Here is a 26,532-nt window from a genome sequence, read left to right on the forward strand (position 1 = left end):
GGGATCATCTCCAAACTCGAATTGACAACGTGCCTGATGATTTGCGTCGTCACATCCATTGCCCAATCTCCATGCGAAGTGGATCCGTGAGCCCCTTTGAGCGCGAGCAAGGTCGCTCATCGCTCGCCTCGACACTGACGCCGAGAGACGATCTCATCTCGATCCCATCCACAAGACGGAGCAAAGCTGTCACCGCTGTTTTAGATGTAGGGCCGATCAGGATGCGCTTGCACAAATCACGCATTTTTCGCAGGAAAGCTGCGTTCCCTTCTGTTTCGCGGGTCACCTGGCAACCAGTTCCGCCTGTTCCTGCATGCCGGCGCCTTTGGGCCTCCGCGCCGCGACGCCGAAACGCTCGAGCTTTTGCAGTCGCGCAATTCGACACGCTGCGTTTGCGCCTCATCAAGAGCGCCGCGCGCGTGGTCGAGGTGAAAACCCAGATCCGCCTGCACCTGCCGACATCCTGTCCCGACCAGCGCATCTTGCGTTCGTCCTCGACCGCATTCCGCGGCTCGTGACGTAGCCGACGGGCACGCACGCCCCGAAACGAACCCGCCTACCGCAACCCGCAAACCCCCGCCTTCCATTACGACGGATGATCACCGCCGGCGCGCAACCGACTTGAACCGCAACGGCGACCAGATCACCTCCTCAGGCCGCCAAACGTTCAGCGCCGTGCCGGTTAGGTGCTCTATTACACCAGTGTCGGCGACGATCACGCGCTACCTGCGCTGGTGTGGAGGGGTGAGGGGCCCGCAGGCTTTTCCCGTTCGTCAACGGTCGGCAATGGTGTTATCGACCAATCGATTGAGCCAACGGCACGCTGCACTATCGCTTCCGTCTCAGCATTGCTGGGTGAAGCGGCGACGACATGCCCGATGCAGTCTCGGTAATCGCCTTTCCTGACGATCGGCGCCTTAGCCTTAACATACAATCTGACCTCGGCGACACCTCTTAGAGCAGCTGCCCGGCTGGCGCCATCAATCCAATCGAGGGTGCCATCGCTATCAGCAACAAGAAATCGCCCAACCGCAATCTGTGATTCTCTTTTGCGCAAGTTCGGTTCATCGCCGATGACAAGCTTGATGTGCTCGGTAATAAGATCGACACCGCATGCCAGCTTAATCAGTAGAGGAGTGGGCGCACCACTAAGACGCGGATTGACTTCAATGACGACTGGACCACGTTTGGTCCACCGAGTTTCAATACTTTTTGGGCCCCAGTCAAGGCTGAGAGCTGGCAAACAGCTCAGCGAAACATCGGCGATACGCTGATGCTCCTCATCAGTTAGCGGGGCCGGAAAAGTGCACTCTCGATAGACGAAGTGCGGTGGCGGATGGTAATCAGTGGCGCCAATCCCAACGACCTCATGTCCCATTACTGCAGCGAGATACGCGGGGCCTTCTGCGAATTCTTCGACCAGCACCCTTGGCGGAGACCGCCATATGAGCTTCCCATCCAACAGATAGGCCGTATGTTCGGCCAACTCATCGATGCTGCGGCACAATCGGACACCCATGCTGCCACTGCCGACGGCTGGCTTAACGATCACCGGTAGGCCGATCTCGGCAGCCGAGCTTTCTATGTCCGTCGCGTTCGCTGCCAAGCGATAAGCAGGTATTGCAACACCGGCCTCTGCAAGGAGCTGACGTTGAACGAATTTGTCGTAGCATTGTTCAATCGACGCGGGGTTGGGACCCGGTAGATCAAAATACCGGCAGAGCTTACCAACTGTCGCAGAGACCGACTCGTCGTCGCCCGCAAAGCCGGTAATGCCGGCAATGCCAAACGTGACCTGCAGCCGGGAACATTCTTGGATTAGCGCATCGAGATTATCTATATCAACTCGGATTGTCTCAACGTCTTCCGCTGCAAGATATTCGTACTGAGTCGGATCAGCCGACAGCGTAATCGGATGTAAACCGAGACGCTGAGCCGCTTGGATATAGAGTTGACCATTACCCCTATGACCTTCGATCAGGATGAGCGCTTTCCTTGCCATTGGCTGGTCTCCCACGTTGTGTCCCTGCGACCTGCAGGAGCAAAAAATCGGCATCAGTCCGTTCGGCTGTGCCTGACCTCAGAAGTAAAAATACCATCGCCGACGATTTGCGGTTGCGAAGATTGTGTATATTTATGCGAAGGATCTGCAATGGCTGGGCTAGCGGAACAGGGGAGCCGGGGATCTGGACATCCCCGTGGTGACCATCCCCGAGAACATGCTTTATTTAAGCGGTTACAACACGCTCGGTTATGCCTCCGCCCAGTATCTGCTTATCCCGCTGCAAGGGGAGCCCCTCCACATCACCCGTGGCATTGAGAGGTGAATGTCCGGGCCTATTCTTGGATAGATAACAGTACCAGCTACATGGACCACGAGGCCCCGCTCGAGCTGCTCGCGGAAACGCTGCGTAACCGGGTTTTGCCAAGGCGAAGGTAGGCTTCGAGAAAAAGTCCTGGTTCTTCCCGATCGCCGATTACGAAGCGCTCAAGACCCTTCTCCCTGACGTCCGTTTCGAAGTTGGCTCGATAAATTGTCGAGGCGGTCGCGTCGTCGATCCGATGCCGAAATAGACTATATCCGGCAGGCAGCGCGGATTGCCGAGGCCGGCATCGAAGCGGGCATCAACCAGATAAGGGCCGGCGTGAACGAGAATATCGCCGCCGAAATCCAGCGCGTGGTCACGCTCAAGGGAAGTGAATACCCCGGCGTTTGTGACTTCGGGGGTGCGCACGAGCTATGCGCATGGCACGTGGTCGGGCCGGCAGATTCAGCCGGGTGATCCTGTCTTCCTCGAACTGTCCGGCACTGTTCGACGCTATAGCGCCGCGATCATACGGGCTTCCGTGGTCAGTCCATCGAACCGTGAACTCGAGAAAATGGAGGACGTGTCACGAAGGGCGCTGGAAAACATGCTCGACGGCGTTCGTACCGATCGCCCCCTCGGGGAGGTCTGGACCATCTGGTCGCAGACCGTCAACGATGGAGGCTATAAGGGTCGTTTCAAGCGCACAGGGTATTCCATCGGCATCAGCTACCCGCCGGATTGGGGCGAAGGGCACATCCTGTCGTTTAAGCGAGGGGAAACGCGGATCCTCAAGCCCAATATGGTCTTCCATATTCCCTCGATAGTCGAGGCTTTCGGCTTTGCCGGCGTCGGCACCAGCGAGACTGTTCGCGTGACCGAAACTGGCTGCGACATTTTGACGAACTACAAACGTCAACTTTACGTCCGCTAAGCCACCAGACGCAGGCTTCTGACCTTATACCCGGCCAGGCCGATCGAGAATAACAATCGGTGTGATCCGATTGCGGCCCGCTTCGGTACCTGCCAGTAGACGCGCAATGTTAACGCACCTCCAAACGTCGCTTCGTCCAACACAGCAGCAGTTGGCGAACATGCGCGTGATCCCGATAAGTGCCTATGTCTGTACGTTCTCCATCGCCCAATGGAAACCTTTTTCACGGGCGGCGTAGCCTTGATCAAAGTAGGCCGGATGAGGGCTGAATTCAAAAAATCAGCGATCTGCCGCCAAGTCGTGATGGCATTGGCCGAAGTCAAAGGAGCATCTTAATGTCTCAGGAGTTCGAAGATCTCAACCTCCGCGTTGCCGCCTCGCAGTCCAATCCCGAGCTATGGCGGCCCGATGCGACGCTTGGTGTGCCTATGATCCCACCCGACGAATGGTCGTTTTGGCCATATAGCAAATGGACATACTCGCACGTAAGCGAATCTACGCGAACCGCTCGAGTTTGGCGTGGGCCGGGACCGGTGCTGCCGCTTCCAAGCCGGATCAGGACGACATCGGTGAGATCGAAGTTCCGTCGGGCGACGGCCAGCGCGCCACGGTCCGCGAATACCTCGAGAGGGACTATACTGACGGGTTTCTGGTTCTTCACCAAGGCGAGATCGTGTTCGAAACATACATGAATGGCATGGAACCGCATTCCCAACACATCGCCAGATCGGGTTCCAAGTCCATCACCGGGACGGTGTTCGGGATTTCTAGTGCACCGTGGGCTTATTGACCCTGAAAGTCTGATAACACGGTATCTGCCGGAACTGCAGGCGACCGCCTATCGCGGCGCCACGGTGCAGCACCTGCTGGACATGACTGCGGGCGCCACTCTCGAGGGATTGTGGTACGCGCCGGGCAACGATTACTTTAATTACGTTGTAGCATCAGGATATTTTGCCCCCCTCGAGGGACATCCTGACGCTCCCGCCGACATATGGCGGGCCATTCTGCGGATAACCGAGCAGGAGGCGCCGCATGGCACGCGGTTCAAGTACTTTGACCGCAGCATCGACGTACTAGGGCTAATCATGCAGCGCATATCCGGCAAGTTTCTCCCGGAACTGTACAGCAGCGAATTATGGAGTCCGATGGGGGCGGAGGAAGACGCCTGCCAAATCGTAGACAAATCTCGTTTTTCGATGTCATCCGGTGGATTTCAAGCCACACTCCGTGATTTCGCGCGCTTCGCGCTGCTGCATCTGCGCGGCGGCAGGCTCAACGGCAGGCAGATCGTTCCATCTGAATGGATCGAGGCGATAAGACACCCTAAGCCTCTTCTATTTGACTTGTTCGCGCCGAACGGTTCTTATGCCGATGCCACGGTGAAGCTCTCACACCAGCCTGGCCAATCACCGGTGAAGCGGGCACAGTGGCCTGACCAAGTTTATCAGCCCCCCCCAAAGCCCTTCCCTTTGATGCGTTCGGGGCGATTCGCGCCATCCGAGATGCACTGGAAAGTTAAGATTTGTGTGACCGGTGCAAGATCGTAGCGGTTCGGCGATGCAACACCGCCGGAGGGGCAGGGTCAGGTTACGCACGAAGGTAAGCGGATTTTTGCGATCGAGATCTAGCACGGCCTGGATTGGTTGTGAGAGCCGATGTTGCTGCCGAACTCCAGACCAGCGCGGTCAACCGGCTGTCACGCGCCGTCCCGCCGACATCGACGCGATGGATTTTGTCGAGGCGCCAGCGGGACGAAGGCCGCGGCTGGATCATCTTCTGCGAGGTTCTGCGGAATGTCTGTCGCGGCTACTCTCCGAACTCGGCCTTCTCTTCATCCTCGCCGTGTTCTTCCTTCTGCCCCGTCCCTTCGTATCGTCACGGTGACGTACGGTGACGGCCGGCTTGCTGAGTTGGCTGAAGGCAGTGTAAAGCACTCGGAGTAGCCCTGTGACGAAGCATCAGGTTGAGCGGCTGGTCGCGGCGACGTTCGAGACTGGGCCAGTGTCTCGGAGATCGTGCGATCGGCGAGCCTTCATGTGAGCCAGCTTTTCCGGTCGGAAGGAGCTCTGCCAGATCTCCGTGCCGTTCGTGCCGCAGCTTGTTACCGTGGAGGTCGTCGAGGCACAGCCACCCCTTCCCACCGCGCAAGAAGAGCAGCATGGAAAAAAGGAGCTTGGGGGCCGTCGGCTGCGGATTGAGAGTATCGACAAGTATGCGCTCGGCCGAATCCGGGATGTGCTGGAGCGGCCGATCCCGTCCCGAACCGCGTGAAGGTATGGCTCGCCACTGGTTGTGCGGATACGCGCAAGGCTTCCACGGCCTCGCATTGATAATGCAGGAGATGCCGAAGCGTGATTCAAAGGATGTGGCCATCCCGGACGAGTTCGTCTATCACCGAGCGCACTGCGCTTTCAGCGATTGCAGCGATCTCTTCGACTTCTGCCTTCGTGGCCACCAGCGGCGGAGCAAAGCCAAGAATGTCACCGTGCGGCATAGCGCGAGCGATAAGACCCCTGTCGCGAGCTGCTTTTGAAATTCGCGCCCCCACCTTAAGCGTCGGATCAAAACGCTTGCGATTGTGGCGATCGGCGACGAACTCGATTGCGCCCATGAGACCAACGCCGCGCACTTCCCCGACGATCGGCAACTGCGCGAATCTTTCCTTCAATTGCGCCTGGAAGAATGCACCAACGTCGCGAGCATTTCCGGGCAGGTCTTCATTCTCGACGATGTCAATAACCGCGTTCGCCGCCGCGGCTCCGATCGGATGACCTGAGTAGGTATAGCCGTGGGAGAATGAACCGACCTTGTCGGCCCCATCCTCCATGACTTTATACACCTTCTCCCCGACGATTGCCGCGGACAGAGGGAAGTAGGCCGAAGTCAGACCCGTGGCGACCGTAATCAGGTCGGGTTCGATGCCATAGTGCTGGGAGCCGAACATCGAGCCCGTTCGGCCGAAACCGGTTATGACTTCATCGGCGATGAGCAGCACATCGTGCTTTCTGAGAACGGCCTGAATCGCCTGCCAATACCTTCCGGCGGAGGCATGATGCCACCGGTGCCGAGCACCGGCTCGCCGATGAAGGCGCCAACATTGTCCGGGCCAAGCCGTTGGATCAGTTTGTCCAGTTCCTGGGCTCGCCGCGCCGAAAATTCCACTTCGCTCTCGCCCGCGTTGCGCCCCTGTAGTGATGTGGGACACCGGTGTGAACAATCTGCGAGAGCGGCAGGTCCGTGTGGTCGTGGTAGAAGCTCATGCCGGTCATGGACCCCGACACGACGCTGCAGCCGTGATAGCCGCGCTCGCGCGAGATGATCTTCTTCTTGTTCGGCTTGCCACGAAGATTGTTGTAGTACCAGACTAGTTTGGCCTGCGTCTCGTTGGCGTCCGAGCCGGACATGCCATACAAAATCTTGCTCATCGTACCTAGCGCCATTTTCACAAGGCGATCAGAGAGGATTGCGAGCTCGTCCGTCGTATGGGCCGCGTAGGAATGGTAGTAGGCCAGGCGAAAGGCCTGGCGCGAGATCGCTTCGGCGACTTCGGTGCGGCCATATCCAACATTTACGCAATAAAGACCCGCGAACCCGTCGATCAACTGGTTGCCGTGGGCGTCCTGGATGCGGATGCCTTTTCCTGTCTCGACGATCGTCGGCTCGCCTAGCTTGCCGGTTGCAAAGTCGTTCAGCTGCGTGAAAGGATGAAGATCAGACTTCCTGTCCTTTTCGCCAATTTCCTTGATATTGATTGTCACTAGGGCGTCCTCTTACGCTGCAAAATTTCCGAAGCAGGTGTATTTTGGTTCCAACTCTGCGATTCCGTGCCTGGACCCTTCCCGGCCGAGTCCGGACTGTTTCCATCCGCCGAAGGGGATGGGCGCCGTTAATTTTGGGGTGTTGACCGCCACCATGCCGTATTCGAGCCGGTCGGTGAGCCTTATCGCGCGGTTATGATCTCGAGTGTAACTGCCGCAAGACCCATCTCCGAGTTGTTCGCGCGCGCGAGCACCGCCGCTTCGTCTTCGAAGGGCAGAATTGCAGCCACAGGCCCGAACGTTTCTTCTTTTCCAACCCGCATGTCGTCGGTCACATCGGCGAGCACTGTCGGCATCACGAAGTTCCCGCCAAGAGCGGTATCCTGTGCGCCGACTATCATTCGAGCCCCTGCTGAAGAGCCTCGGAGATCTGCCGCCTGCACTTTTCGGCACCGGATGACTTGGTCATTGGACCGATGTCGACGTCGAGCTCCAATCCGTGTCCGACTTTCAGTTTGCTGGTGGCCTTGCCGAATTCTTCTACGAACCGGTCATAGACTCCCCGCTGAACGTAAATCCTGTTTGCTGCCAAACAGTCCTGGCCGGACGTAGCGAACTTTGCTGCCATGCAGCCTGCGACGTAGCTTCCATCGGCACGTCATCGAAAAGAATGAATGGAGCATTGCCGCCCAGCTCGAGCGAAGCTTTCTTTACAGTCCTTGCGGACTGCTCAAGCAAGATTCGGCCGACCTCGGTCGAGCCCGTAAATGAGAACGCGCGCACATCGGTATGTTCCAACAGCCGCTTTGCAATTGGGGGAGCTTCGCCGGTTATCACCTGAAACACGCCGGCGGGATTCCTGCGTCTTCGGGCAAGACGGGCAAGCGCGAAGGCCGACAAGGGGGTTTCTGGAGCGGGCTTTACAATCATGGTGCAGCCAGCGGCCTATGCCGCTCCAGCTTTTCTAGTGATCATTGCCGATGGAAAGTTCCATGGTGTGATAGCAACGGTCACTCCGATCGGCTGCATCTGCACGGCCAGCCGGCTTGCAACTATGTGGCTGGGAATGGTTTCGCCGTATGCTCGCTCGCCCTCCGCTGCAAACCAGTCAAGAAAGCCCGCGGCATATGAGATTTCGCCGCGAGCCTCCGCGATGGGTTTGCCTTGTTCGGCGGTCATAATGACGGCCAGATCTTCCGCGTTTTCGCGCATTCCTGTCGCCCACCTCCGGAGGTGTGCGCCACGTTCTGAAGGAAGCAAGTCGCGCCACCGCGGGAATGCGCTTCTCGCGAAATATTATCTACTTCGGACATTTCGCAGGCTGGCACCTGAGCCAGCTCTTCGCCAGATCCACTACCGCGAGGGTTTCCGGCTTCCAGAGCCAAGCGCCATTCACATAAGCGCCTCTTTGCAGAAGGTCCGGCCGTTTGAGGCCGTCTAATGCAGCGGTTGCGGAACCTTTCATCTATAACTCCGGGTCGGGCGTTCGATTTCATTAAACTAGCCAGCTAAGGGCGTCGATTGGCAGCGCAGTTGCAGGCTACTAAGCCGTTCTCCTGCGAACATCGGCATGCGACGAATTTTTCCGCCTTATGAGACTGGTGTCTGGCCGTTGGTTGAAGGACGGATTGATGGCGAGAAGCAGGTTTGGATACGCTTTCCGTGCCGGCCTCCAACTGCCAGAGCGGCCGAAATTTTGTTTCTTGTGAACATCCCAACTGACGTTGGTGATATGCTCGTCCAAAGGCCCGTCTCCTATTGGATCGGCGCCGGGATATCCAGCGGAACCCTCGATAACTGCATATTGTGAGACGGGTTGCCCTACCTCAGGCGAACATGTGGTCTAGGTCCAGATGCCCGACGTCATGCGAACCGCATGATTCAAGGGCAAACACAAGAAAGGCATCGAAGAACGCACGACGCGCGCGGCAGCGCGAGTGAGAACAGTGCGACGGGTTGTGCAAGCGCTAGTCCGGGGAGTACAGGCGTGAAGAAGTCAACGGTGGGGAAAATAAGGGGCTGACTGCTCGGGTTTCCGAGCTAAGCTTGTTGGCCGCTCGATCAAAAGCGTCATTTGAGGTGGAAGCTCTCCTTCGTGCAGGAGGAGGGCCCTTTCGTCCAGTTCCTTGTCTATGGTCACCGCGAGAGCGGTCAGAAGTCCGAACGAGGCAACCACGATGCCGCCGAGCGCCGAGCCCACGGTCAGGACAGTGTTGAAGCCGACGGAGAGCAGGGTGACGGCAGCAGGAACATCGCGTCGATCTACGATATCGCCAACCGAGGCCTGCCAGGCGGGATCGTTGAGAGCACCGCCGCAAGCAATCAAAAAGCTGAAGCCGAGGATCCTCCACGGGTCGGGAAAGCCTAGCGCCGCAGACGCGGTCAGCATCGCAGATGCTATAGCCATAATGCACCGGCCGGCGAACATGACCCTGCGACGACTGAAATTATCGGCGATTGCCCCCGCGAAGACAGACAGAATGAACGCCGGCAAGTATGATGAAGTCTGTACCAGCGCAATCATGAGATCTGAAGTCGAGATCGTCGCCATCAGCCAGCTGATAGCAACAGTCTGCATCAACCAGCCGAGGCTGGAAACCTGTGTGGCGAGCCAGATCGAACGAAAGGTCGGGTTTTTGAGCGGCGCAAACGTCGCTGGCGAAATTGGATCTGCATCTGCGCGCTCGGCCATGCTCATATTTCGGAGCGTCGCCTCCCGTTTGACGATTCGTATAGCCTCGCCTGAAGAATGTACAGGGGCAGACATCCGCCACCGGTCCAAGATTGATCACCTGCTGGCTTGCGTCAAATACAGGATCCATATCCTGGCCATCCAGCGCCGAGATGGCCTTAAGCTCCTTGGCCGGCCCTACTGTGCGACATGACCAAGACCCTCATCGCGGGCAGAGTCCCCTCCGAGCTGTTGGGTGACCAGCGCCAGCTACTCGACACATTGCGCGGAAGCTGACCCTCAAGCCTCGGATGTCATCGCCGACGAGTCGGGCTCGGGCCTGGCGTCTTCCTTTAGGCACAGATCTTGAACCTGCCCGTGGATTCTTCCTTGCGAACGTCGGAGCAGCGGCAGTTCGGCGGAGCAGGCGCTGGCCATCTGAAAACGCGATGGCGCCGTCCGGGACATTATATTGGCGAATTGAAGACAGCTTGGCTCATACTTGCGGAGCGGAGAAACGCAAACTCGGCGCAAGGTCGCCTGAATACTCACAGTAGGCTAAACAATGAGCGAAGCACTACATTTTACGTTTGATCTCGACAAGCCCGGCGTGAGCAAAGGGCATCTTGTTGTCCCAAAGGGTGCCGATTGCGAAGCTCTTTCGCTCCCGGTCTTCAGCTTCAACAAAGGCGAGGGACCGCGGCTCCTTATCACTGGCGGATGTCATGGCAATGAATTGGAAGGGCCTCTTGTTGCGCGACGGCTTGTTGAGTGGCTCCCTGAAGCGCAAACCTGTGGAAGGGTCATCATCGTCCCCGTGCTCAATCCGCCGGCCGTGCAGGCATTCAGCCGCAATACTCCGCTCGACGGATTGAACCTCAACCGAGTGTTTCCGGGCCGTGCCGACGGGTCGGTAACCGAACGAATCGCAGATGCCATTTCGCGCCTGTTGTTGCCGATGGCCGACACCGTATTTGATCTGCACAGCTTCGGACCAACGTGGGATTTTCCACCATCGACCACGACGCATCCCATTGCAAATCCCGATCTCATGGCCAAGACGATCAGAATGGCAGAGGCGTTCAAATTACCCATGACGTTGGTGTGGGATCATCCAGATACGCCTGGAATGTTCGATATCTCGGCCCATAACCAGGGCAAGGTATTCGTTTGTGCTGAACTCGGCGGGGGCACCATTGGTGCCGAAGCTCTCGCGATCTACGAAGCTGGAGTACGCAACGCACTCATCTCGCTCGGCCTCGTCGAGGGAAAAGCCGAGTATCCGATGTTCCGTCAACGGAAGTCCAGCCAGACACTTCAAACGCGGCGCCCGGCCGATGAACTGAAATCGCCTGCACGGGGTATTTTCGAACCTCGTTGCTCGATGTTGAATGAAGTGAAGCAGGGAGATATCATCGGCATTCTGCATCCGATGGATTCTTCGTCGGCCGATTCGACCGATATACGTGCGCCTGGCCCTTCCATTGTCTGCGGAATTCGATCGGGGGGCTACGTCGAAGTCGACGAATGGCTAGCGCTGCTTGCGCGACCGCTAAATCGTTGAAATCACGTTCGCCTCGATCGCTGCAAGTTGCATGACATGAGAACGCGCCTAAGTGTTCCTGATTGGGGTCGTCGTGGTCAAGGTGCTCCTGTACTTTTTCTCTGGCCGTTCCGCGGGTCACTCGCTTCTCTTCGCGGTCGGCGCTTGGGCCGCCGCTTGATGGGGTCAGGAGAGCGCGACGTCTCAATCTGTTTCACGACGTTGCGAACTTTGGTTCAGCAGGTTCGGGGACACTCAACGAGATCGCCTCGCCCATCGTCCCCACGGAACGATCCGGGCATCGCCCTAAGCTTTGTTCGTGTTCCTTGCTTCTTTGATCCGTCTCGGGTCACGCCGCCAGTGCGGCAGGCTCCTTTTCAAAGCGAAACTCGGTCGCGTCGGCCCACATGCGGTGCAGCATGACGGCCAGTTTGCGGGCCACCGCTACACGCGCCCGCGTCATGCCACGGCGGGCGATGTTCATGCCCCAGGCGCGCAAGCTCGACCATTTCTTCGATCGCACGAGCGAATGCGCCGCCTCGTAAAGGGCCGTGCGGGCGAGTTCGTCGCCGCAGCGGCTGACCTTGCCCTGGATGTCGGTCTCGCCGGACTGGTAGCGGGCCGGCGTCAGCCCCAGATGCGCGCCCCACGCCTGCGAGGAGCCGAACCGCTCCGGCCGGTCGATGGTGGCGCGGGAGGCGAGCGCGGTGATCGGCCCGACGCCCGGCGCGCTGATCAGCTGCCGGCAGACTTTCTCCTTGCGGACGATGTCGAGAACCTGCTTGGTCAGCCGGGCGAACTCCTTCAGCATGACGCCGAGGATCGAAAGCAGCGGCTCGACCGTCGCCATCACCTGGGCGTCGGCGCCGGCCAGCTCGCGCACGCGACCAGCAAAGGCGATGCGCGACGGGGTGCCGAGCTTGACGCCGGCCTCGCGCAGGATGGCGCGCACGACATTCTCGATGCTGCGCATCTCGTTCAGCACCGTGCGACGGGCAACCAGCAGCGAGCGCCACAGCCGGCATTGCCGGCTCTTGACATGCACTTGCCGATACCAGCCGGTGCGCATGATCTGTGCAAGCGCGCAAGCATAGTTGCGATCGGTCTTGTTCTGCATCGTCTTCATGGCCGCATTGGCCTGGCGTGTCTCGATGCAAATCGCCGGCAGATCGCCTCGCGCAATCCCTCGTGAAGCCAGGCCGTCAACGAACACGCCTCCAGCCCGATTCGCTCCAGCGGAAGTCCGAATCCGAGCAGCGCGTTGCTCAACGCCTCCGGCTCGCTCGCCGCACGCGTTTCCTTGACGATCCGGCCGTTCTCGCCAACAACGCAAATCGCGGTCTCTTCCAAAGACACGTCCAATCCGGCAAAATACTTCACGGCTGCTCCTTCCCGATGTTTGTGGCGAATCAACATCGACCACGTTCTCACACCTCGACAGGAGCAGCCGCCCTCATGCAGGCTCGGCCGAGACCCAAATCACCCCATCTGTTCCAAAAGAGATTATTTCAGAGGGGTACGATTCCTTTGAATTCGCGAGATTCGATGGAGATCACGATGTCTTGGACTGAAGTAACCCGTGCGCGTTGCGCCGCTACCCGTGGCGATGTCGAGCATGCTCCTTTTGCCGACGCTAATCCGTCAACTGCCGCCATCCGCCAAAATTGCCGTTCCAACTTATGACTCTAACGCTTCGGCGACGATATGCTCGAGCTCAGCGATCCGACGGAGCGGTCGAGAGTTGTGATTGGCGGGATTGAAGGCAGCAAGTACTGGCATGATGAGTTAAGATTCCTGCGCCGCCGCCCGATGTAGCCGCGATGGAAGCTGATGTCGGCGCCTGCATCACCAAGCTGAGAGCCGCGCATCCGGAGATTGCAGCCATTCTTTTCGAGTGTGCGGGGTTCCGAGTGGTCGCGCCGGCAATCCGCCGGCTCACAAACCTGCCAGTTTACGATATCACAAGTCTGTGCCGGATGATGATCGCATCGATTAGATAAGAGAGTTTCATTGGCGGAGCGCGTTGACCTCAGGGCGTCAAGTAACAGAGCATTTTTGCGATTCGAGCCGTTCTACCGAGCCGAAATAACACAATTAACCCAGAATATACGGAATAAATTCTACCATCACAGGTAAGGCATAGGATGCAAATTAGCTCTATACGAGACAAGACCGATAGGCAAAGGTCGTTTCCGGCCAGCGCGAGAGCGTTATCAGCGAAAGCAAATGAGAAATTCCTAGCCGCTGCAGCCGTCCCACTCGCGAACGTGAGCTCATTGCCTGCAATGGTTGGCTCGGCGCTTCAGTTTGACACGATCGTATTTAGGTGCCCTGCAACTGAACTTTCATTCAGCGTCGGTTAGAGGCTCGCAGCGTCAGAGCCGGTTGCGGTGAAGGCCGCCGGTCTGATGGCCGGAGCGAGGAGTGGGCCTTTCCCTGCGATGAGTGACATTCGACGCGATAGTCATTCGACCATGCGAGATGCGTTCGATGTGAATTCCGTTACGTGGTCGGAAACGATCATTCCCGGCTTGCCGCGTCGGCCCATCAGATCGGTAAAATCGCGAGCGACGGGGCGGCCAGAGATCGACTTTTCGGGGAGCGCCGGTAACGCATCAATTTTGCGATCGGCGCTAAGCTCAGATGGAGGAAACTCGTGGTAGGTCAAAGGCACTCTAAATCACTTGCGGGGTATCGGTTGTTTCCGATGGCGGCGCAAGGTTGGCCTGCTGGGTGCCGCTCGTGGCGAAAGGCGGGAAACGGCAACTGATGATCGACGCGAGGCCGGCGATATCACGGTCTTAGGCCGCTCTGAGTCTATCTCAAAACCAGATGGCAACGATACACAAACTGCATTTGACGTAGGCCGCGGCGCGACGGAACATAGATTGGACGGAACATAGATTGAATGGGCCCTCCTGTCGTATTCAATCCAAAATAGACTCGGATTAACGGGTCGATTGCAAAGGGGAAGCAACGCATGACAATATCTCGACGCGACTTGTTTAAAGCAGGCGTGGCCGCCGGAGCGGCTATCTCGATACCTTCAGTCCTGCGGGCGCAGACAGCGCCAACCGATGCGCGAACAGTCCGGATGGTGTTCGGTGACCTCGCTGTGTTCGACCCGATCGTGACGACATCCTCCGATACCGCCACCCATGGCATTGCGATCTACGACACGCTTTTTGCACAAGACTCCAAGTTTGTGCCGCAGCCGCAGATGGTCGGGAAGTGGGGCATTTCCGACGACAAGATGACCTATACGTTTGAGCTCCGCGATGGGCTGGGGTGGCACGACGGCAGCGCCGTCACTGCAGCGGACTGTGTCGCGTCTATTCGCCGGTGGGCGCAGGTGATTCCTGGTGGGCAACTAATCATGGCGCGAGCCAAGGATATGTCGAAGAGGGACGACAAGACCTTCACCATCGCGCTCAAGGAGCCCTTGGGGATCCTGCTCGATCTACTCGCGAGTTCCGCTGGCTTTCTTCCTATCATGCGCGAGCAGGATGCAGATCGTCCCGCAACCGAGCAGGTGACCTCGAACATCGGATCGGGGCCATTCAAGTTCAATCACGCGCTTTCCAAGCCCGGCGCGAGCTTCACTTACGATAAAAACGAAGCATACGTGCCGCGTAAGGAGGCGCCCGACGCGTTCGCCGGTGGAAAGGTTGTTAAGGTCGATCGCGTCATCTGGGAAATCATCGCCGACGAGCAGACTGCTTTCGCCGCCTTGCAATCGGGCGAGGTCGACTTCCTCGAAAGGCCATCCGCGGATCTTTACAATTCCATCGAAAGCGATCGCGATCTTGCGCTGCAGGTTTTGAACACGGCGGGCGAAACATTTTTCATGCGCATGAATTGCCTGCAGCCGCCATTCGACAACGTGAAGGCGCGTCAAGCTATGCTTCACCTGATTGATCAGGAAGCATTCATGCGTACAACCTTCCCTCCAGAATACATCTCTACCGTCACATCCGTGTTTGGAATGCCCTATTCGAACGACGAAAATTCGGGATGGTTCAACAAACGCGGCGATCCGGAAAAAGCAAAGCAACTCTTCGAGGAGGCGGGATATGCGGGCGAGAAGGTCGTCATCCTGCAGCGCACGGACTGGGCTGCGGCCGGCAATATGGGGCAGTTGTTGGCAGCCACGCTACGTAAAGTTGGCGTTAATGTGGAGCTTGTCCCGGGAGATGGAGGGGCTGTCCGCGCTCAGCGCGACAAAAAGGGCTCCGTTGAGGAGGGCGGTTGGAGCATCTTCATCACAAGCGCTACGGATTATGAACTCAGTGATCCGCTCAGCGCGCCCTACCTAACCATGCCCGGCGAGAACGGTTGGGTCGGCTGGCCGAAGAGCGACGAGTATGAGGCTCTTCGGGCCAAATGGGCAAATATCGAAACGCTTGAGGAGCGCAAGACGCTAGCCCGCAAGTTGCAAAGAGTCTGGTGGGACTATGTTCCCCACGTGATGTTAGGTCATATTGTGGTACCGATCGCACGCCGCAAGACGCTCACCGGTCTTCTTGCCACGCCGACACAAGTCCCGATGTGGAACCTTGAGCAGGCATGATGGCAGCATACATCCTTCGCAGATTGGTTTCGACCATCGCCGTCATGGCGGTGGTCGGAATTTTCGTCTTCCTGCTGCTGAGGCTGGCGCCGGGGGATCCGGCAGAATTGATGGCCGGCGAGTTAGCGTCCGCAGAGGTGATCGCCGGCATCCGCAAAAAACTGGGCCTAAACGATCCTATGCCAGTTCAGTTCATGCGTTGGGTGTGGGATATGCTTGGCGGCGATTTCGGCACCTCGATCTTTGCCGGACGACCGGTTCTCGAGCTCATCTCGCAGCGGCTTGAACCGACCGTTTCCCTGTCAATCCTGACGATGATCCTTTCCGTGTCGGTCGGGGTCTCTTTCGGCATCCTAGCGGCGTGGAAAACTGGAGGGCTCATCGACCGCCTCCTCGCAGCCGTTTCGGCACTTGGTTATTCCGTTCCGGTCTTCGTGATTGGCTTTTTTCTCATCTACTTCTTCGCGATCAGATTGCACTTGCTACCGGTCCAGGGATATGTGCCGATCGCGGCTGGCCTCGGCCCCTGGTTCGTGCACCTGATCATGCCCACCGTGGCATTGGGTTTCGGCTATATTGCCTTCATCGCCCGGATCACGCGGGCGAGCATGCTCGAAGTCCTGTCGGAAGACTATATGCGAACGGCCGCCGCCAAGGGCGCTTCGTCCTATGCGATGCTTTTCCACCATGCCTTGAAGAATGCCGGCGTCCCGATCCTGACCGTGATCGGCATAAGTTTCGCCTATCTAATTGGCGGGGTCGTGCTCACGGAAACGGTGTTCAACATACCCGGCATCGGGCGTCTGGTCGTCGATGCGATCAACAATCGCGACTATCCGATCATCCAGAGCGTGCTCATCCTTGTTTCGGGCGTGTACGTTCTTATTAATCTCACGGTCGATGTTGCCTACACCCTGATCGATCCGCGTATCCGGTACTAATATGACGATACTGTCGGAACCAGTTGAATACGTCCCAACGGGGCGTCTGCGAATATCTGACCTTCCCCGTCTGGCAAGGCGTCATCCGATGGTCGTTGCAGGCGGCGGCCTATTGGGGCTTCTGATGATCCTGGCGCTCGCTGCGCCGCTTTACGCCGGCGATCCGGGGAACATGGACCCATTTACACGGCTTCAGCCCCCATCCGTGGAGATGTGGTTTGGAAGCGACAATCTGGGCCGGGACGTGTTTGCCCGAACAGTCTTCGGCGCGCGCATCTCCCTCTTGGTCGGGTTGATATCGGCGGTGTGCGCGGCCCTTGCCGGGCTGCTGATCGGTATCGTCGCCGGCTATAGCCGCACATTCGATAACGTCATCATGCGGGTCATGGACGGCCTGATGTCTATACCGACGTTCCTGCTGGCCATTGCGCTCATCTCCCTGACAGGGCCCGGGATAAGCATCCTCATCGTCGCCATCGTGATCCCCGAAACGCCGGCAGTCACGCGGCTAGTTCGCTCGGTAGTCCTGGGTGTTCGCGAGCGCCCCTTTGTGGAGGCCGCGCGATGCGGCGGCGCGCGCCTGCCGAAGATCCTGTGGCGCCATATCCTGCCGAGCACCATTCCGCCACTCATGGTGCAGAGCGCCACTGTCTGCGCCAGCGCGATCCTGACGGAGGCGGGGTTGAGCTTTCTCGGCGTAGGCGTGCCGCCCGAAATTCCGAGTTGGGGCAACATGATTTCGGGCTCGCGCCTCTATCTCGCGATCGCGCCAATGACGGTCTTCGCCCCCGGGGTCTGCCTTGCCGTCACAGTCCTTGCGGTCAACCTCCTCGGGGATGGTCTGCGCGACCTGTTCGACCCCCGCGCGAAGCGGAGGCGTTGATATGCTGATGCAAAACTTCATAGAGGATAGAGCCATCGAGAATGACGTGCTCCTAGATGTCCAGGATCTCGAGACACATTTTTTTGGCGAAGAGAGCGTTACCCGCGCCCTGGGCGGCATCAGCTTCCAAGTGAAGAAGGGTGAGACGCTCGGGGTCGTCGGCGAATCCGGATGCGGCAAGAGCGTCACCGCTCTCTCGATCCTTCGTTTGCTGCCGAAACTGACCGCCGAGATCGTCGGTGGAGCGGTCCGCTTTCACGGGCGCAACCTCCTTGAGTTGTCCGACCGGGAGATGCGAAAGATCCGCGGCAACAAGATCGCCATGATCTTCCAGGATCCCATGACGAGCCTGAGCCCTGTTCACACAGTCGGACGGCAGATCGCCGAAGCGGTGGAAATCCACACTGGCGCCTCCCGCTCTGATGCAATGGCCAAGGCCGAAGAAATGCTCCGCCTCGTCCGCATTGCGGATCCCGAGCGTCGCGTCAGCAACTATCCCCATGAGATGTCGGGCGGCATGCGGCAGCGCGCGATGATCGCCATGGCGCTCGCCTGCTCACCGGAACTCCTGATCGCCGACGAGCCGACGACGGCACTCGATGTCACGATCCAGGCGCAGATCCTGCGGCTGATCATCGATCTGAAGGATCGTATGGGAACCGCCGTGATGTTTATCACCCATGATCTGGGCGTTGTCGCCGAGACCTCCCAGCGCGTGATCGTGATGTATGCCGGCCGGATCGTGGAACAGGCTTCGGTGACGGATCTCTTCGCCCGTCCCGCGCATCCTTACACTCAGGCCCTCATGCGATCCCTGCCGGACAGGCGGCGCGGCAAAGAGCGCCGCCTTGCGGAAATTCCCGGAATTGTGCCGAGTCTGCGCGAGCCGATGGTGGGATGCAGCTTTGCCGCGCGTTGCCCGTTCTCTATCGACATTTGCCGCAACAAGACGCCCACCCTACGCGATGTCGGGGCAAGCCACTCCGCGGCATGCTGGCGGGCCGAAGAGGTCGTGCTCGCATGAACGGTCATCTTCTGAAAGTCGAGCATCTGACCAAGCACTTTCCGCTTGGCTCGGGAATCTTCAAGAAAAGCGTGCCGGTAGTGCGGGCCGTGCAGGATGTCTCGTTCTCGTTGGAGGCAGGCGAGACGCTTTGCATTGTCGGTGAATCCGGCTGCGGCAAGTCCACCGTTGCACGGCTTCTGATGCGGCTGACGGAGCCGACGGACGGGCGCGTGCTGATCGACGGAACCGACATTGCGGGCCTCAACAAGCGCGCGCTTCGGAACTGGCGGCGTCGCATGCAGATGGTGTTCCAAGACCCTTATTCGTCGCTGAACCCGCGGCTCACCGCCGGACAGATCATCACCGAACCGGTCGAGAACTTCGAGCGCCTGACTCGCAGGAAGCGCGAGGCGCTGGCGGCGGAGCTTCTGCAGAAGGTGGGCCTGGCCCCCGAGATGAGGCACAGACTTCCCTCCGAATTGTCAGGCGGCCAGCGCCAGCGACTCGGCATCGCGCGTGCGCTGTCCCTCAACCCTTCGATCATCATCGCCGACGAGGCGGTCTCGGCCCTCGATGTCTCCGTGCAGGCGCAGATCCTCAATCTGCTGATGGATCTCCAAGAGCAGATGGGGATCGCCTTCGTCTTCATCTCGCATGATCTAAGCGTGGTCGAGCATATCGGCCATCGCGTGGCAGTCATGTATTTGGGACGGATCGTGGAGCTCGCGCCGTGTGAGGCGCTCTTCGCCAAGCCGGTCCATCCTTATACCGAGGCGCTGATCGCGGCGGCACCTGTGCCGGATCCTACGAGGGTTCGGCTGGAGGCACCCGTAGAGGGCGAGGTGCCAAGCCCCATCAATCCACCGAGCGGATGCGCATTCCACCCGCGCTGCCCGCTCGCGGTCGAGCGTTGCCGCATCGAGGTGCCGCCTTTGGTGCTAATGGCAGACGGGCGCGTCGTGGCCTGTCACGTGCGGGCTCCGGCCATAGACGTTCCGGGACAGCCGGATTTGGCAGCCAATTCTTCACCGCACTGCATAGCAGGTCTGGGCGTGTGGGAATCCTCGGAGGAATTCGTAAAGCCGCCGCATGGGCCGACAGCCCGCGATGCCCGCTAGAGTGCCTGCGCTAGCAGTCATCATAGCAACCGTGAAAAGACTGAGGTCATGGAGAAGATTTTGAGAGAACTTGCGCTGGGTGCACGTGTCAACAATGTGACGTTGGAGCGGCTATCTAGCCGTATGGTCGACTTCAATGGACAGCAGTATCTCGACGGGCGCGCGTCCGATCCGAATGAACTCGGCTTGATGCGAGGTGCGCCGCCAGCCGACGAAAAGCGGATCCTATTTGACGGCGACAAGTTCTTCGAGTTCCCGCTGATTCGTTGGTCGCTGTCGCACATGCGCGAGCTTGTGCCGACTGTGAACGTGTGGCGCGGGCGGGGCGGTTCGTCGCCGCTTGATCGCAGCGATAAAGCCACAGACCTGGGGGAGGTCACCTTCGCCGACAATGATGGGCGCACGTGGCGCGTCGAGGATGCGCTTTTCGACACCTACACCGACGGCATCATAGTGCTGCATCGGGGGGGCGTCGTATATGAGCGCTACTTCGGTGCCCTTGAGCCGCACCTGCCGCATGCGTGCCACTCAGTGACGAAATCGTATGCGGGCACTCTGACCGCAGCGTTTGCGCACGAAGGTGTGCTCGACGACACGACGACGATCGGGCATTACCTCCCCGAACTGCGCAGCTCTGGCTTTGGGGACGCCACATTGCGTCAGGTCATGGACATGGAGACGGGGCTCGCCCATACTGAGGAGTACGCCGACAAGAACTCGGGTGTTTGCGCTTATATGCGAGCCTGTGGCGGGCGGTCGAGGCCGAATGGGTATGACGGTCCTCACACCTTATGCGACTACCTGCGTACCGTGCAAAAGGAGGGCGCACATGGGGGACCTTCCGATTACAAGACTGTCAATACAGAAGTGATGACATGGGTGATGGCGCGGGTAACGGGTCGCTCGTTTGCGGAACTTCTACATGAACGCCTATGGGTGCCGCTTGGCTGCGAGGAGGACGGCTACGTAACAGTCGATTCTACCGGCATGCCCATCGCTGGCGGCGGCTTGAGTGCGACGCTTCGTGACCTCGTGCGGTTCGGCGAACTTATCCGTTGTGAGGGCGAATGGAATGGAAAGCAGGTCATTCCCGGTTCCGTCGTGCACGACCTACAAAGGGCAGACCTTCCCAAGCGCCCGGACGGATGGTCCTATCGCAGCCAGTGGTGGTTGCCGCATGATGAAATGGGCGCTCTGGAAGCCCGGGGCATCCACGGCCAGCGCCTGTATATCGCGCCAAAGGCGGAAGTGGTCATCGCGCGCTTTGGGTCGCATCCAATCGCACGCGCCGCTGCTCAAGAGGCGATTATGAACCCCCTAATACTTACACTTGCGCTGATGCTACGTGCGTAGCCCCGCGCCCTGGACCGCGGTCTTGACACAAAACAGTGGAATCGATTCAACGTCGTAAGATCAAATGCGCGCTCGCGGTCGAGGGTTGCCACCTGTCGTGCTGCCTTAGACACCGATGACCTCCCGGTCGTCGCCGTGTCGTATCCGCGATCATGCTGGGGCCCAGGCACAACTCCTGCGCCAACCTAGGTTAGCGTCTGCTTTGACAACGGCGGGCGGCTTTTTCAACCAGCCGCAGCGCTTAATACGAAGGCGCAAGAAATGGGAACCGCGGCAACAATAGATGCAGGAGAAATCTATGGAAAATTCACACAGGGCCGATGGTCATCCAGCCCAACCAGGTGCTGGCTTTGATGTGGTCGGCTCGGTTGCAACAAACGTGGCAGACGGCTTCACGATGGTAGCAGTCGGCGACCTCATCGTGTCGCGGGCGGTGACCAAATCTCAGGATCCTGGGTTCGGCGCCGTTGTCAAGATCCTTCGCGATGCTGACGTCACTTTTGGCAACCTGGAGGTCAACATCTTTGATATCCGATCGTTCAATGGGTACCCACAGGCAGAATACGGTGGCGCCTATCACCTCAGCTTGCCGGAAGTCGGACCTGATTTAAAGGCGATGGGGTTTAACGTCGTTGGTCGCGCTAACAACCATTCGCTTGACTGGGGCGTTGAAGGCATGCGCGAAACAAGCCGGGTGCTCGATCAGAATGGGATCATCCATGCTGGCGTGGGCGAGAATCTTGCACAAGCCGGCGCTGCTCGCTTCTTGGAGACCGCACGCGGTCGCGTGGCATTGGTTTCGTGTGCTACAACTTTCATGCCTATGGCTCGTGCCGGCGAGCCCGCTGGCGAAGCGCCAGACAGACCAGGTCTCAACGCCCTTCGTCTGGCGAAAACGATCGTGGTTCCTCCCGAAATGCTCAAAAGTTTGAAGCAGATACGTGCTGTGTTGCCCTGTCACTGGCCTGGCGGTGAAGATCCCAACGTGGTCGTGATGGAGGGAACGACATACAAAGCCGGCGACACGGCCGGAGTCAGCTACGAACCCAATCCGCGCGATATAGCCGACATTCTACGAAACGTTCGTCGGGGCAAGCAGTTCTCCGACTTCTGCATTTTAACGAACCACGGGCACGAGCCTGATAATTGCCGCCAGGTTATCCCCGATTACGAACCATCGTTTGCGCATCGTATCATCGATGCCGGCGCTGATGCATACATCGGGCATGGATCGCACCAGTTACGGGGCATCGAGATCTACAAGGGGCGACCGATCTTTTATGGCCTTGCGAACTTCTTCGAGGATGACCTCGGGACCCCATGCGGCGCTGACATGTTTGACGAATACGCAAAGGACCCGCGGGTCGACACGGATGCCGAAGTGAAAGTCGCCGAAATGGCCGGATCATTCGCAGACCCGCTCTTCTTTGAAAGCGTTATCACGCTCTGCAGGTTCGAGCAGAACCAGCTTGCGGAATTGCGGCTATATCCGATCGAACTCGGACACTCGAAGAGGTTTGCAAACCGCGGCGTCCCAAGTCTCGCACCTACGCAACAAGCAAAAGCCATTCTCGAGCGTCTACAGACCCTCTCGAAACCATTTGGGACCGAGATCACCATCGAGGAAAACGTCGGCGGGATCAGATTGCGGCCGAGTTCGCTGCGATGACCACAATGACGCATCTAAACGGGGCGTTTTAATATATCACAGGTAAGAAAACATGCGTAAAGCCTAAATTCCGGGAACTGGCCGTCTCGATCGCTTCTCTGAGACAATACTGCGGCGACCCGTCGGCAGGACAAGCTCACAATAAATAGATCTTACACTCGTGATCGCTCGTCCGTTCTCGCAGGATACGTATTCACCTCACGGAGTGACGCATGGTCAGACCTGGTAAATCAAGATGCAGCCAGAGTGAACCAGTAATGAGTGCTATATACGATCGATCACATCCATCTATTGAGGACATTGCGTACGTGGCACTGCAACATGAAGCCTCACTCGGAATACTGACTTCCGACCAAGGAGAGTTGCCCAACTATGAGAGGGGTAAGGAAACGGGCGCGATCGAGAATCCTGCAACCTTTGATTTTCCTGTCATCACGGAAATCGTGAAGGAAACCAGGGGCAGAAGAATTTTGGCAGGCGATCCGGTTCTTGAGCGCGGTTACGTTGCAGCGGCGCAACGCCTGGTCCAGCGAGGCGCTGTCGCGATCAGTTCAGACTGCGGCTTCACGTTCCGATATCAAGCAGCGGTAGCCGCCGCTGTAGACGTGCCCGTGGCAATGTCGAGCATGCTTCTCCTGCCCTTGCTGATCCGTCAACTACCCCCGCCTGCCAAAATAGCCGTCCTGACTTTTGACTCCAACAATTTCGGCGACGATATGCTCCAGCTCAGCGATCCGACGGAGCGCTCGAGAGTTGTGATCGGCGGAATCGAAGGTACCAAGTTCTGGCATGATTCTTTTGAATACCCTGCGCCGCCGACCGATGTCGCTGCGATAGAGGCGGATCTCGCTGCTTGTATCATTAGGTTGAGAGCAGTGCATCCCGAGATTGCATCCATTCTTTTTGAGTGTGCGGTGTTCCCTGTGGTCGCTCCGGCGATACGCAGGCTCACGAATCTGCCAGTTTATGATATCACAAATCTGTGCCGGATGTTGGTCGCGTCGATCGTGTAAGAGTTCTTCACCACGCTGGAGCAGGCTGCGTTGAACGAGGAAGAGGTCCACATCTCAAGATGTGGCATATCGGTGTGGAGTACGATGAAAGCGACGGGAATCGCAGCAAAATCACAGTTGTGCTGCATTGCAGTTTTGGACCGAGATCGTCATCGAAAACGACGTCGGCGTGGCCAGATTGCGGCCCAGCTCGCTGCGATGACACAACGACGCCTTGAACCCTCGAAGTAGCCCGAGCAACACGCCGTCCAACATAGCAGCAGGCAGCAAAAACATGCGCGCAACCGAAATCCCGATCACCGGCTATCTCGACCGGGGGAGACATTCGTCGCGCATGTGAGCCTACGGGAGCCCAGTCCCTATCACACGCGTGTCCTGCGCGTTATCAGCGCCGACCCGAATCCTCAGGGCCCAGGAATGCGCTTCGAACACTTGTCGCATCTTCTCGACCAAACCCATGAAGGGCGCCGGCAGGAGGTCAGGCTCGGCTCGCATTGCATCATTGAGAGGGGGCCGCAAGGGATCCGAGTGCGGCCTACACTTGGACGCTGCTGGTCCAGCCGGGGGTGCTCGATCCCTGGGCTGCCGTATTGGCTGAGGAGACCGGCGACCACACCATCATTTTTCCATAGGCCAATCTGGCGCTGAGGCCTCAATCGCATGGCCGGAAGGGTCGCTTGAGCTTGCAACCAAGGTGCCACTCAAACCGAAAGCTTGGTATCGCCTCTGGCTCGCTATTGACCCAACTTCCGGACGCGTGGTGCTCGGGCAGCAGCCGCTCACCAACGGCGAACCTGTTAAAGTCAAAGGGCATGCCGCAGGTGTGACCCTGCCGTCTTCGGGCGCAGTACTCTTCTCGGCCGAGCGCGCGCTCTCGCCGCAACGCCATTTCACGGGCAAGCTCGAGGATCCTGCGATTTTGCGCGGCTGCGTCGAAGCCTTCACCAATCCCCTAGCGGAAGTGGACCAGCTGGGGTAGCGAAGTGCTAGCCGCATGGGATTTCTCGCAAGGGATCGACAGTTCAAGTGTCATTGATGTGGGGTCCGGGAAACATCACGGGTTGCTCGTCAATCAACCGATCCGGGCGGTGGTCGGCGCGAAATGGAGCGGACGAGAGGTGTGCTGGCGTCACGCACCGCGCGATACGCTGCCATCCATTTCCACGACGACGATCTCGACGATTGCCAATGGCAGCTGATTTCACCTGGACCGTTCCGGATGACATGCCCAGCGGCGCGTATGCATTCCACCTGACGTGCCGTGCCGGTGCGGATTGGCTACCCTTTTACATCCTCACAAACCGAGAGGGACCTTTCGCGCCGATGGCGTTTCTTGCTCCGACGTTCAGCCTATCAGGCCTACGCCAACGATCGGCGCGGCGGGGCCGACGCGCTTATCACGAGCGTGTCCAGCAATGGGGTGCCTATCTGCACAATCCGGATCGGCAGGCGACGGGCAACTGACGGCCTTTGGCTGTCGGAAGGATGGGCGCTGGCGCATCGTCGAGATGGATGTCTGAGACAACGATTTCCCCAACCTCGTCGAAAAGCGCATTTGACATTCCGGCGTGCACCATGTCCCCGGTGACCCCGAACTTGATGAACCGACCGTCAGGCTGTGCCTTCCATCCGCATTGCCCGTCGGCCATGGCGGTTTGTGCGACGGTAGTCCGCAGCCTCGATAAGTTCCGGCGGGACGCGTAGCCTGTCACCTTCACCGGTCCTCGCAAGAAGACAGGGGTCGCAGCTCATGCCTGACACCACCGACTTCCTGCGTCTCGAAAGCCTGCAAGTCATTTTTCTGTGCAGAGCGGGCTGTTTATCATGTCCTAGGCCGACCTGCCAACGCCGTGCGCGCTGTAGACGCAATCGACGTCCGAGGGGGTGAGACCGTCGGCCTGTCGGAGAATCGGAAGCGGCAAGACGGTGGCCGCGTCGTCACCAAACTTGCTCAGCCGACTGGTGGCAGCTGTTGTTCGAAGCCGCGACATGAGGTCCGTTCAAGCATTGTCGGCTTACGCCCTTACCGGCCTCGCGTGCAAATTGTCTTCAGGACGCCTATCAGGCGCTCAATTCGCGATACCCGGTGTTCGTGGCGGAGCCGTTGCGGTCGCTGCGTCTGGTCGACAACGCCACACCTAAGTCACGAAGCGCTTACGGCGGTCGGGCTCTCCTCCAGATAATTTCGTCATCCGCTTCCCCAAGACTTGTCTGTAGAGCAGCGCCTGAGGGTAGTGATTTCCGGAGCGCTTGCAGTTAGTCGTTGCGGACGAACCTGTGTCGATGCTCGATGTTTCGACACGCCCACAGATTCTTCCGGTCCTGGCTGACCTGCGGACAAGCACACAAGCACAATATGTGGCGCCTGCTGTTCATCACCCACGACCTGCCTGTTGTGGTCGATCGCCGACAGGAGTGCGTCCTGTATCTTGGAAGGTTGGTCGAGATCGGTAGCGACGACATCACGTTCAACTCACGCCATCCGCTATACCGCGGCTTTGGATAATGCGACGCCGCATATTGGCGGCAACGCAGATGCCGGCGAATTTCCGGCGCTGCAATGAGAGGTGTCCAGTGCCGTCTGCATACGACGGGCTGAGCTCCTCACCAAAGATGAACCAACCGAGACATTCTGGAACAGACCTCGACGCCAGCCCGCCTTCATGTCCTAGACATTCGCTGAACCCGTCAGACCTGGTCCTCCGGGGTGATCGCGGCGGTGGTGCAGGCGCAATCATGCCCGGCTCGCGCAGCACCGCCATCG

General features: G+C 58.6%; 17 protein-coding genes and 5 pseudogenes. 15 read left to right on the forward strand and 7 right to left on the reverse strand.

All coding sequences use genetic code 11. The annotated features are described in order from the left end of the window. Nucleotides 1-291: 291 nt before the first annotated feature. Nucleotides 292-523, forward strand: a pseudogene (locus tag AC0L25_RS27775) (transposase); the annotation flags it as partial. 192 nt (nt 524-715) lie between these two features. Here the strand turns inward: AC0L25_RS27775 and AC0L25_RS27780 are convergent. Next, a complete protein-coding gene (locus tag AC0L25_RS27780) occupies nt 716-2,002 on the reverse strand; it encodes an ATP-grasp domain-containing protein (protein WP_473598420.1) in 1,287 nt (428 codons plus the stop codon). 725 nt (nt 2,003-2,727) lie between these two features. Between AC0L25_RS27780 and AC0L25_RS27785 the strand changes: the two genes are divergently transcribed. The 3 genes from AC0L25_RS27785 to AC0L25_RS27795 all read left to right on the forward strand — a co-directional run bounded on the left by AC0L25_RS27785 (nt 2,728) and on the right by AC0L25_RS27795 (nt 4,790). Then, the gene (locus AC0L25_RS27785; protein WP_473598421.1) at nt 2,728-3,240 is read left to right on the forward strand and encodes a M24 family metallopeptidase; all 513 of its coding nucleotides are present in this window, start codon (nt 2,728-2,730) and stop codon (nt 3,238-3,240) included. 469 nt (nt 3,241-3,709) lie between these two features. After that, the gene (locus AC0L25_RS27790; RefSeq protein WP_473598422.1) at nt 3,710-4,030 is read left to right on the forward strand and encodes a hypothetical protein; all 321 of its coding nucleotides are present in this window, start codon (nt 3,710-3,712) and stop codon (nt 4,028-4,030) included. Beyond that, a complete protein-coding gene (locus AC0L25_RS27795; RefSeq protein WP_473598423.1) occupies nt 4,011-4,790 on the forward strand; it encodes a serine hydrolase domain-containing protein in 780 nt (259 codons plus the stop codon). The genes AC0L25_RS27790 and AC0L25_RS27795 overlap by 20 nt, the downstream gene beginning before the upstream one ends. An 809-nt stretch (nt 4,791-5,599) precedes the next feature. On the opposite strand, the pseudogene AC0L25_RS27800 reads toward AC0L25_RS27795, so the two are convergent. From AC0L25_RS27800 to AC0L25_RS27810, 3 pseudogenes are all read right to left on the reverse strand, one after another. Continuing rightward, a pseudogene (locus AC0L25_RS27800) lies at nt 5,600-7,001 on the reverse strand (aminotransferase). 12 nt (nt 7,002-7,013) lie between these two features. Next, nucleotides 7,014-8,466: pseudogene (locus AC0L25_RS27805) on the reverse strand (NAD-dependent succinate-semialdehyde dehydrogenase). 669 nt (nt 8,467-9,135) lie between these two features. Beyond that, nucleotides 9,136-9,699 (reverse strand): annotated as a pseudogene (locus AC0L25_RS27810) (MFS transporter); the annotation flags it as partial. A gap of 538 nt (nt 9,700-10,237) precedes the next feature. On the opposite strand from AC0L25_RS27810, the gene AC0L25_RS27815 reads away from it, so the two are divergent. Continuing rightward, nucleotides 10,238-11,236 (forward strand): succinylglutamate desuccinylase/aspartoacylase family protein, encoded by a 999-nt coding sequence (locus AC0L25_RS27815; RefSeq protein ID WP_473598424.1) that lies wholly within the window; start codon nt 10,238-10,240, stop codon nt 11,234-11,236. A gap of 328 nt (nt 11,237-11,564) precedes the next feature. Here AC0L25_RS27815 and AC0L25_RS27820 read toward each other — a convergent pair. Together AC0L25_RS27820 and AC0L25_RS27825 are read right to left on the reverse strand one after the other, a co-directional pair. After that, nucleotides 11,565-12,595, reverse strand: a pseudogene (locus tag AC0L25_RS27820) (IS110 family RNA-guided transposase). Between the two features lie 1,084 nt (nt 12,596-13,679). Beyond that, nucleotides 13,680-13,883 carry a hypothetical protein gene (locus AC0L25_RS27825; protein WP_473598440.1) on the reverse strand — a complete coding sequence of 68 codons (204 nt, stop codon included), beginning with the start codon at nt 13,881-13,883 and terminating at the stop codon, nt 13,680-13,682. 312 nt (nt 13,884-14,195) lie between these two features. Between AC0L25_RS27825 and AC0L25_RS27830 the strand changes: the two genes are divergently transcribed. The 8 genes from AC0L25_RS27830 to AC0L25_RS27865 all read left to right on the forward strand — a co-directional run bounded on the left by AC0L25_RS27830 (nt 14,196) and on the right by AC0L25_RS27865 (nt 23,768). Further along, nucleotides 14,196-15,785 (forward strand): ABC transporter substrate-binding protein, encoded by a 1,590-nt coding sequence (locus AC0L25_RS27830; RefSeq protein WP_473598425.1) that lies wholly within the window; start codon nt 14,196-14,198, stop codon nt 15,783-15,785. Next, on the forward strand, nt 15,785-16,726 hold the full coding sequence (locus tag AC0L25_RS27835; RefSeq protein WP_473598437.1) for an ABC transporter permease: 942 nt from the start codon (nt 15,785-15,787) through the stop codon (nt 16,724-16,726). The genes AC0L25_RS27830 and AC0L25_RS27835 overlap by 1 nt, the downstream gene beginning before the upstream one ends. A gap of 1 nt (nt 16,727) precedes the next feature. Further along, on the forward strand, nt 16,728-17,609 hold the full coding sequence (locus AC0L25_RS27840) for an ABC transporter permease (protein WP_473598426.1): 882 nt from the start codon (nt 16,728-16,730) through the stop codon (nt 17,607-17,609). Between the two features lies 1 nt (nt 17,610). Further along, complete coding sequence (locus AC0L25_RS27845; protein ID WP_473598427.1) at nt 17,611-18,633, forward strand: ABC transporter ATP-binding protein; 1,023 nt, start codon at nt 17,611-17,613, stop codon at nt 18,631-18,633. Then, nucleotides 18,630-19,733 (forward strand): ABC transporter ATP-binding protein, encoded by a 1,104-nt coding sequence (locus tag AC0L25_RS27850; RefSeq protein WP_473598428.1) that lies wholly within the window; start codon nt 18,630-18,632, stop codon nt 19,731-19,733. The genes AC0L25_RS27845 and AC0L25_RS27850 overlap by 4 nt, the downstream gene beginning before the upstream one ends. 48 nt (nt 19,734-19,781) lie before the next feature. Then, a complete protein-coding gene (locus AC0L25_RS27855) occupies nt 19,782-21,086 on the forward strand; it encodes a serine hydrolase domain-containing protein (protein ID WP_473598429.1) in 1,305 nt (434 codons plus the stop codon). Nucleotides 21,087-21,384: 298 nt separating this feature from the next. Then, nucleotides 21,385-22,755 carry a CapA family protein gene (locus AC0L25_RS27860; protein ID WP_473598438.1) on the forward strand — a complete coding sequence of 457 codons (1,371 nt, stop codon included), beginning with the start codon at nt 21,385-21,387 and terminating at the stop codon, nt 22,753-22,755. 308 nt (nt 22,756-23,063) lie between these two features. Further along, nucleotides 23,064-23,768 (forward strand): aspartate/glutamate racemase family protein, encoded by a 705-nt coding sequence (locus AC0L25_RS27865; RefSeq protein ID WP_473598430.1) that lies wholly within the window; start codon nt 23,064-23,066, stop codon nt 23,766-23,768. A 111-nt stretch (nt 23,769-23,879) separates the two neighbouring features. On the opposite strand, the gene AC0L25_RS27870 is transcribed toward AC0L25_RS27865, so the two are convergent. Continuing rightward, nucleotides 23,880-24,068, reverse strand: a complete 189-nt coding sequence (locus tag AC0L25_RS27870; RefSeq protein WP_473598431.1) for a hypothetical protein — start codon at nt 24,066-24,068, stop codon at nt 23,880-23,882. Between the two features lie 394 nt (nt 24,069-24,462). Between AC0L25_RS27870 and AC0L25_RS27875 the strand changes: the two genes are divergently transcribed. Together AC0L25_RS27875 and AC0L25_RS27880 are read left to right on the forward strand one after the other, a co-directional pair. After that, nucleotides 24,463-24,747: a hypothetical protein gene (locus AC0L25_RS27875; protein ID WP_473598432.1), complete on the forward strand. Its 285-nt coding sequence runs from the start codon at nt 24,463-24,465 to the stop codon at nt 24,745-24,747. 82 nt (nt 24,748-24,829) lie between these two features. After that, on the forward strand, nt 24,830-24,967 hold the full coding sequence (locus tag AC0L25_RS27880) for a hypothetical protein (RefSeq protein ID WP_473598433.1): 138 nt from the start codon (nt 24,830-24,832) through the stop codon (nt 24,965-24,967). Nucleotides 24,968-26,532 lie beyond the last annotated feature (1,565 nt).

This window comes from Mesorhizobium sp. WSM4813 (genome assembly GCF_055811555.1).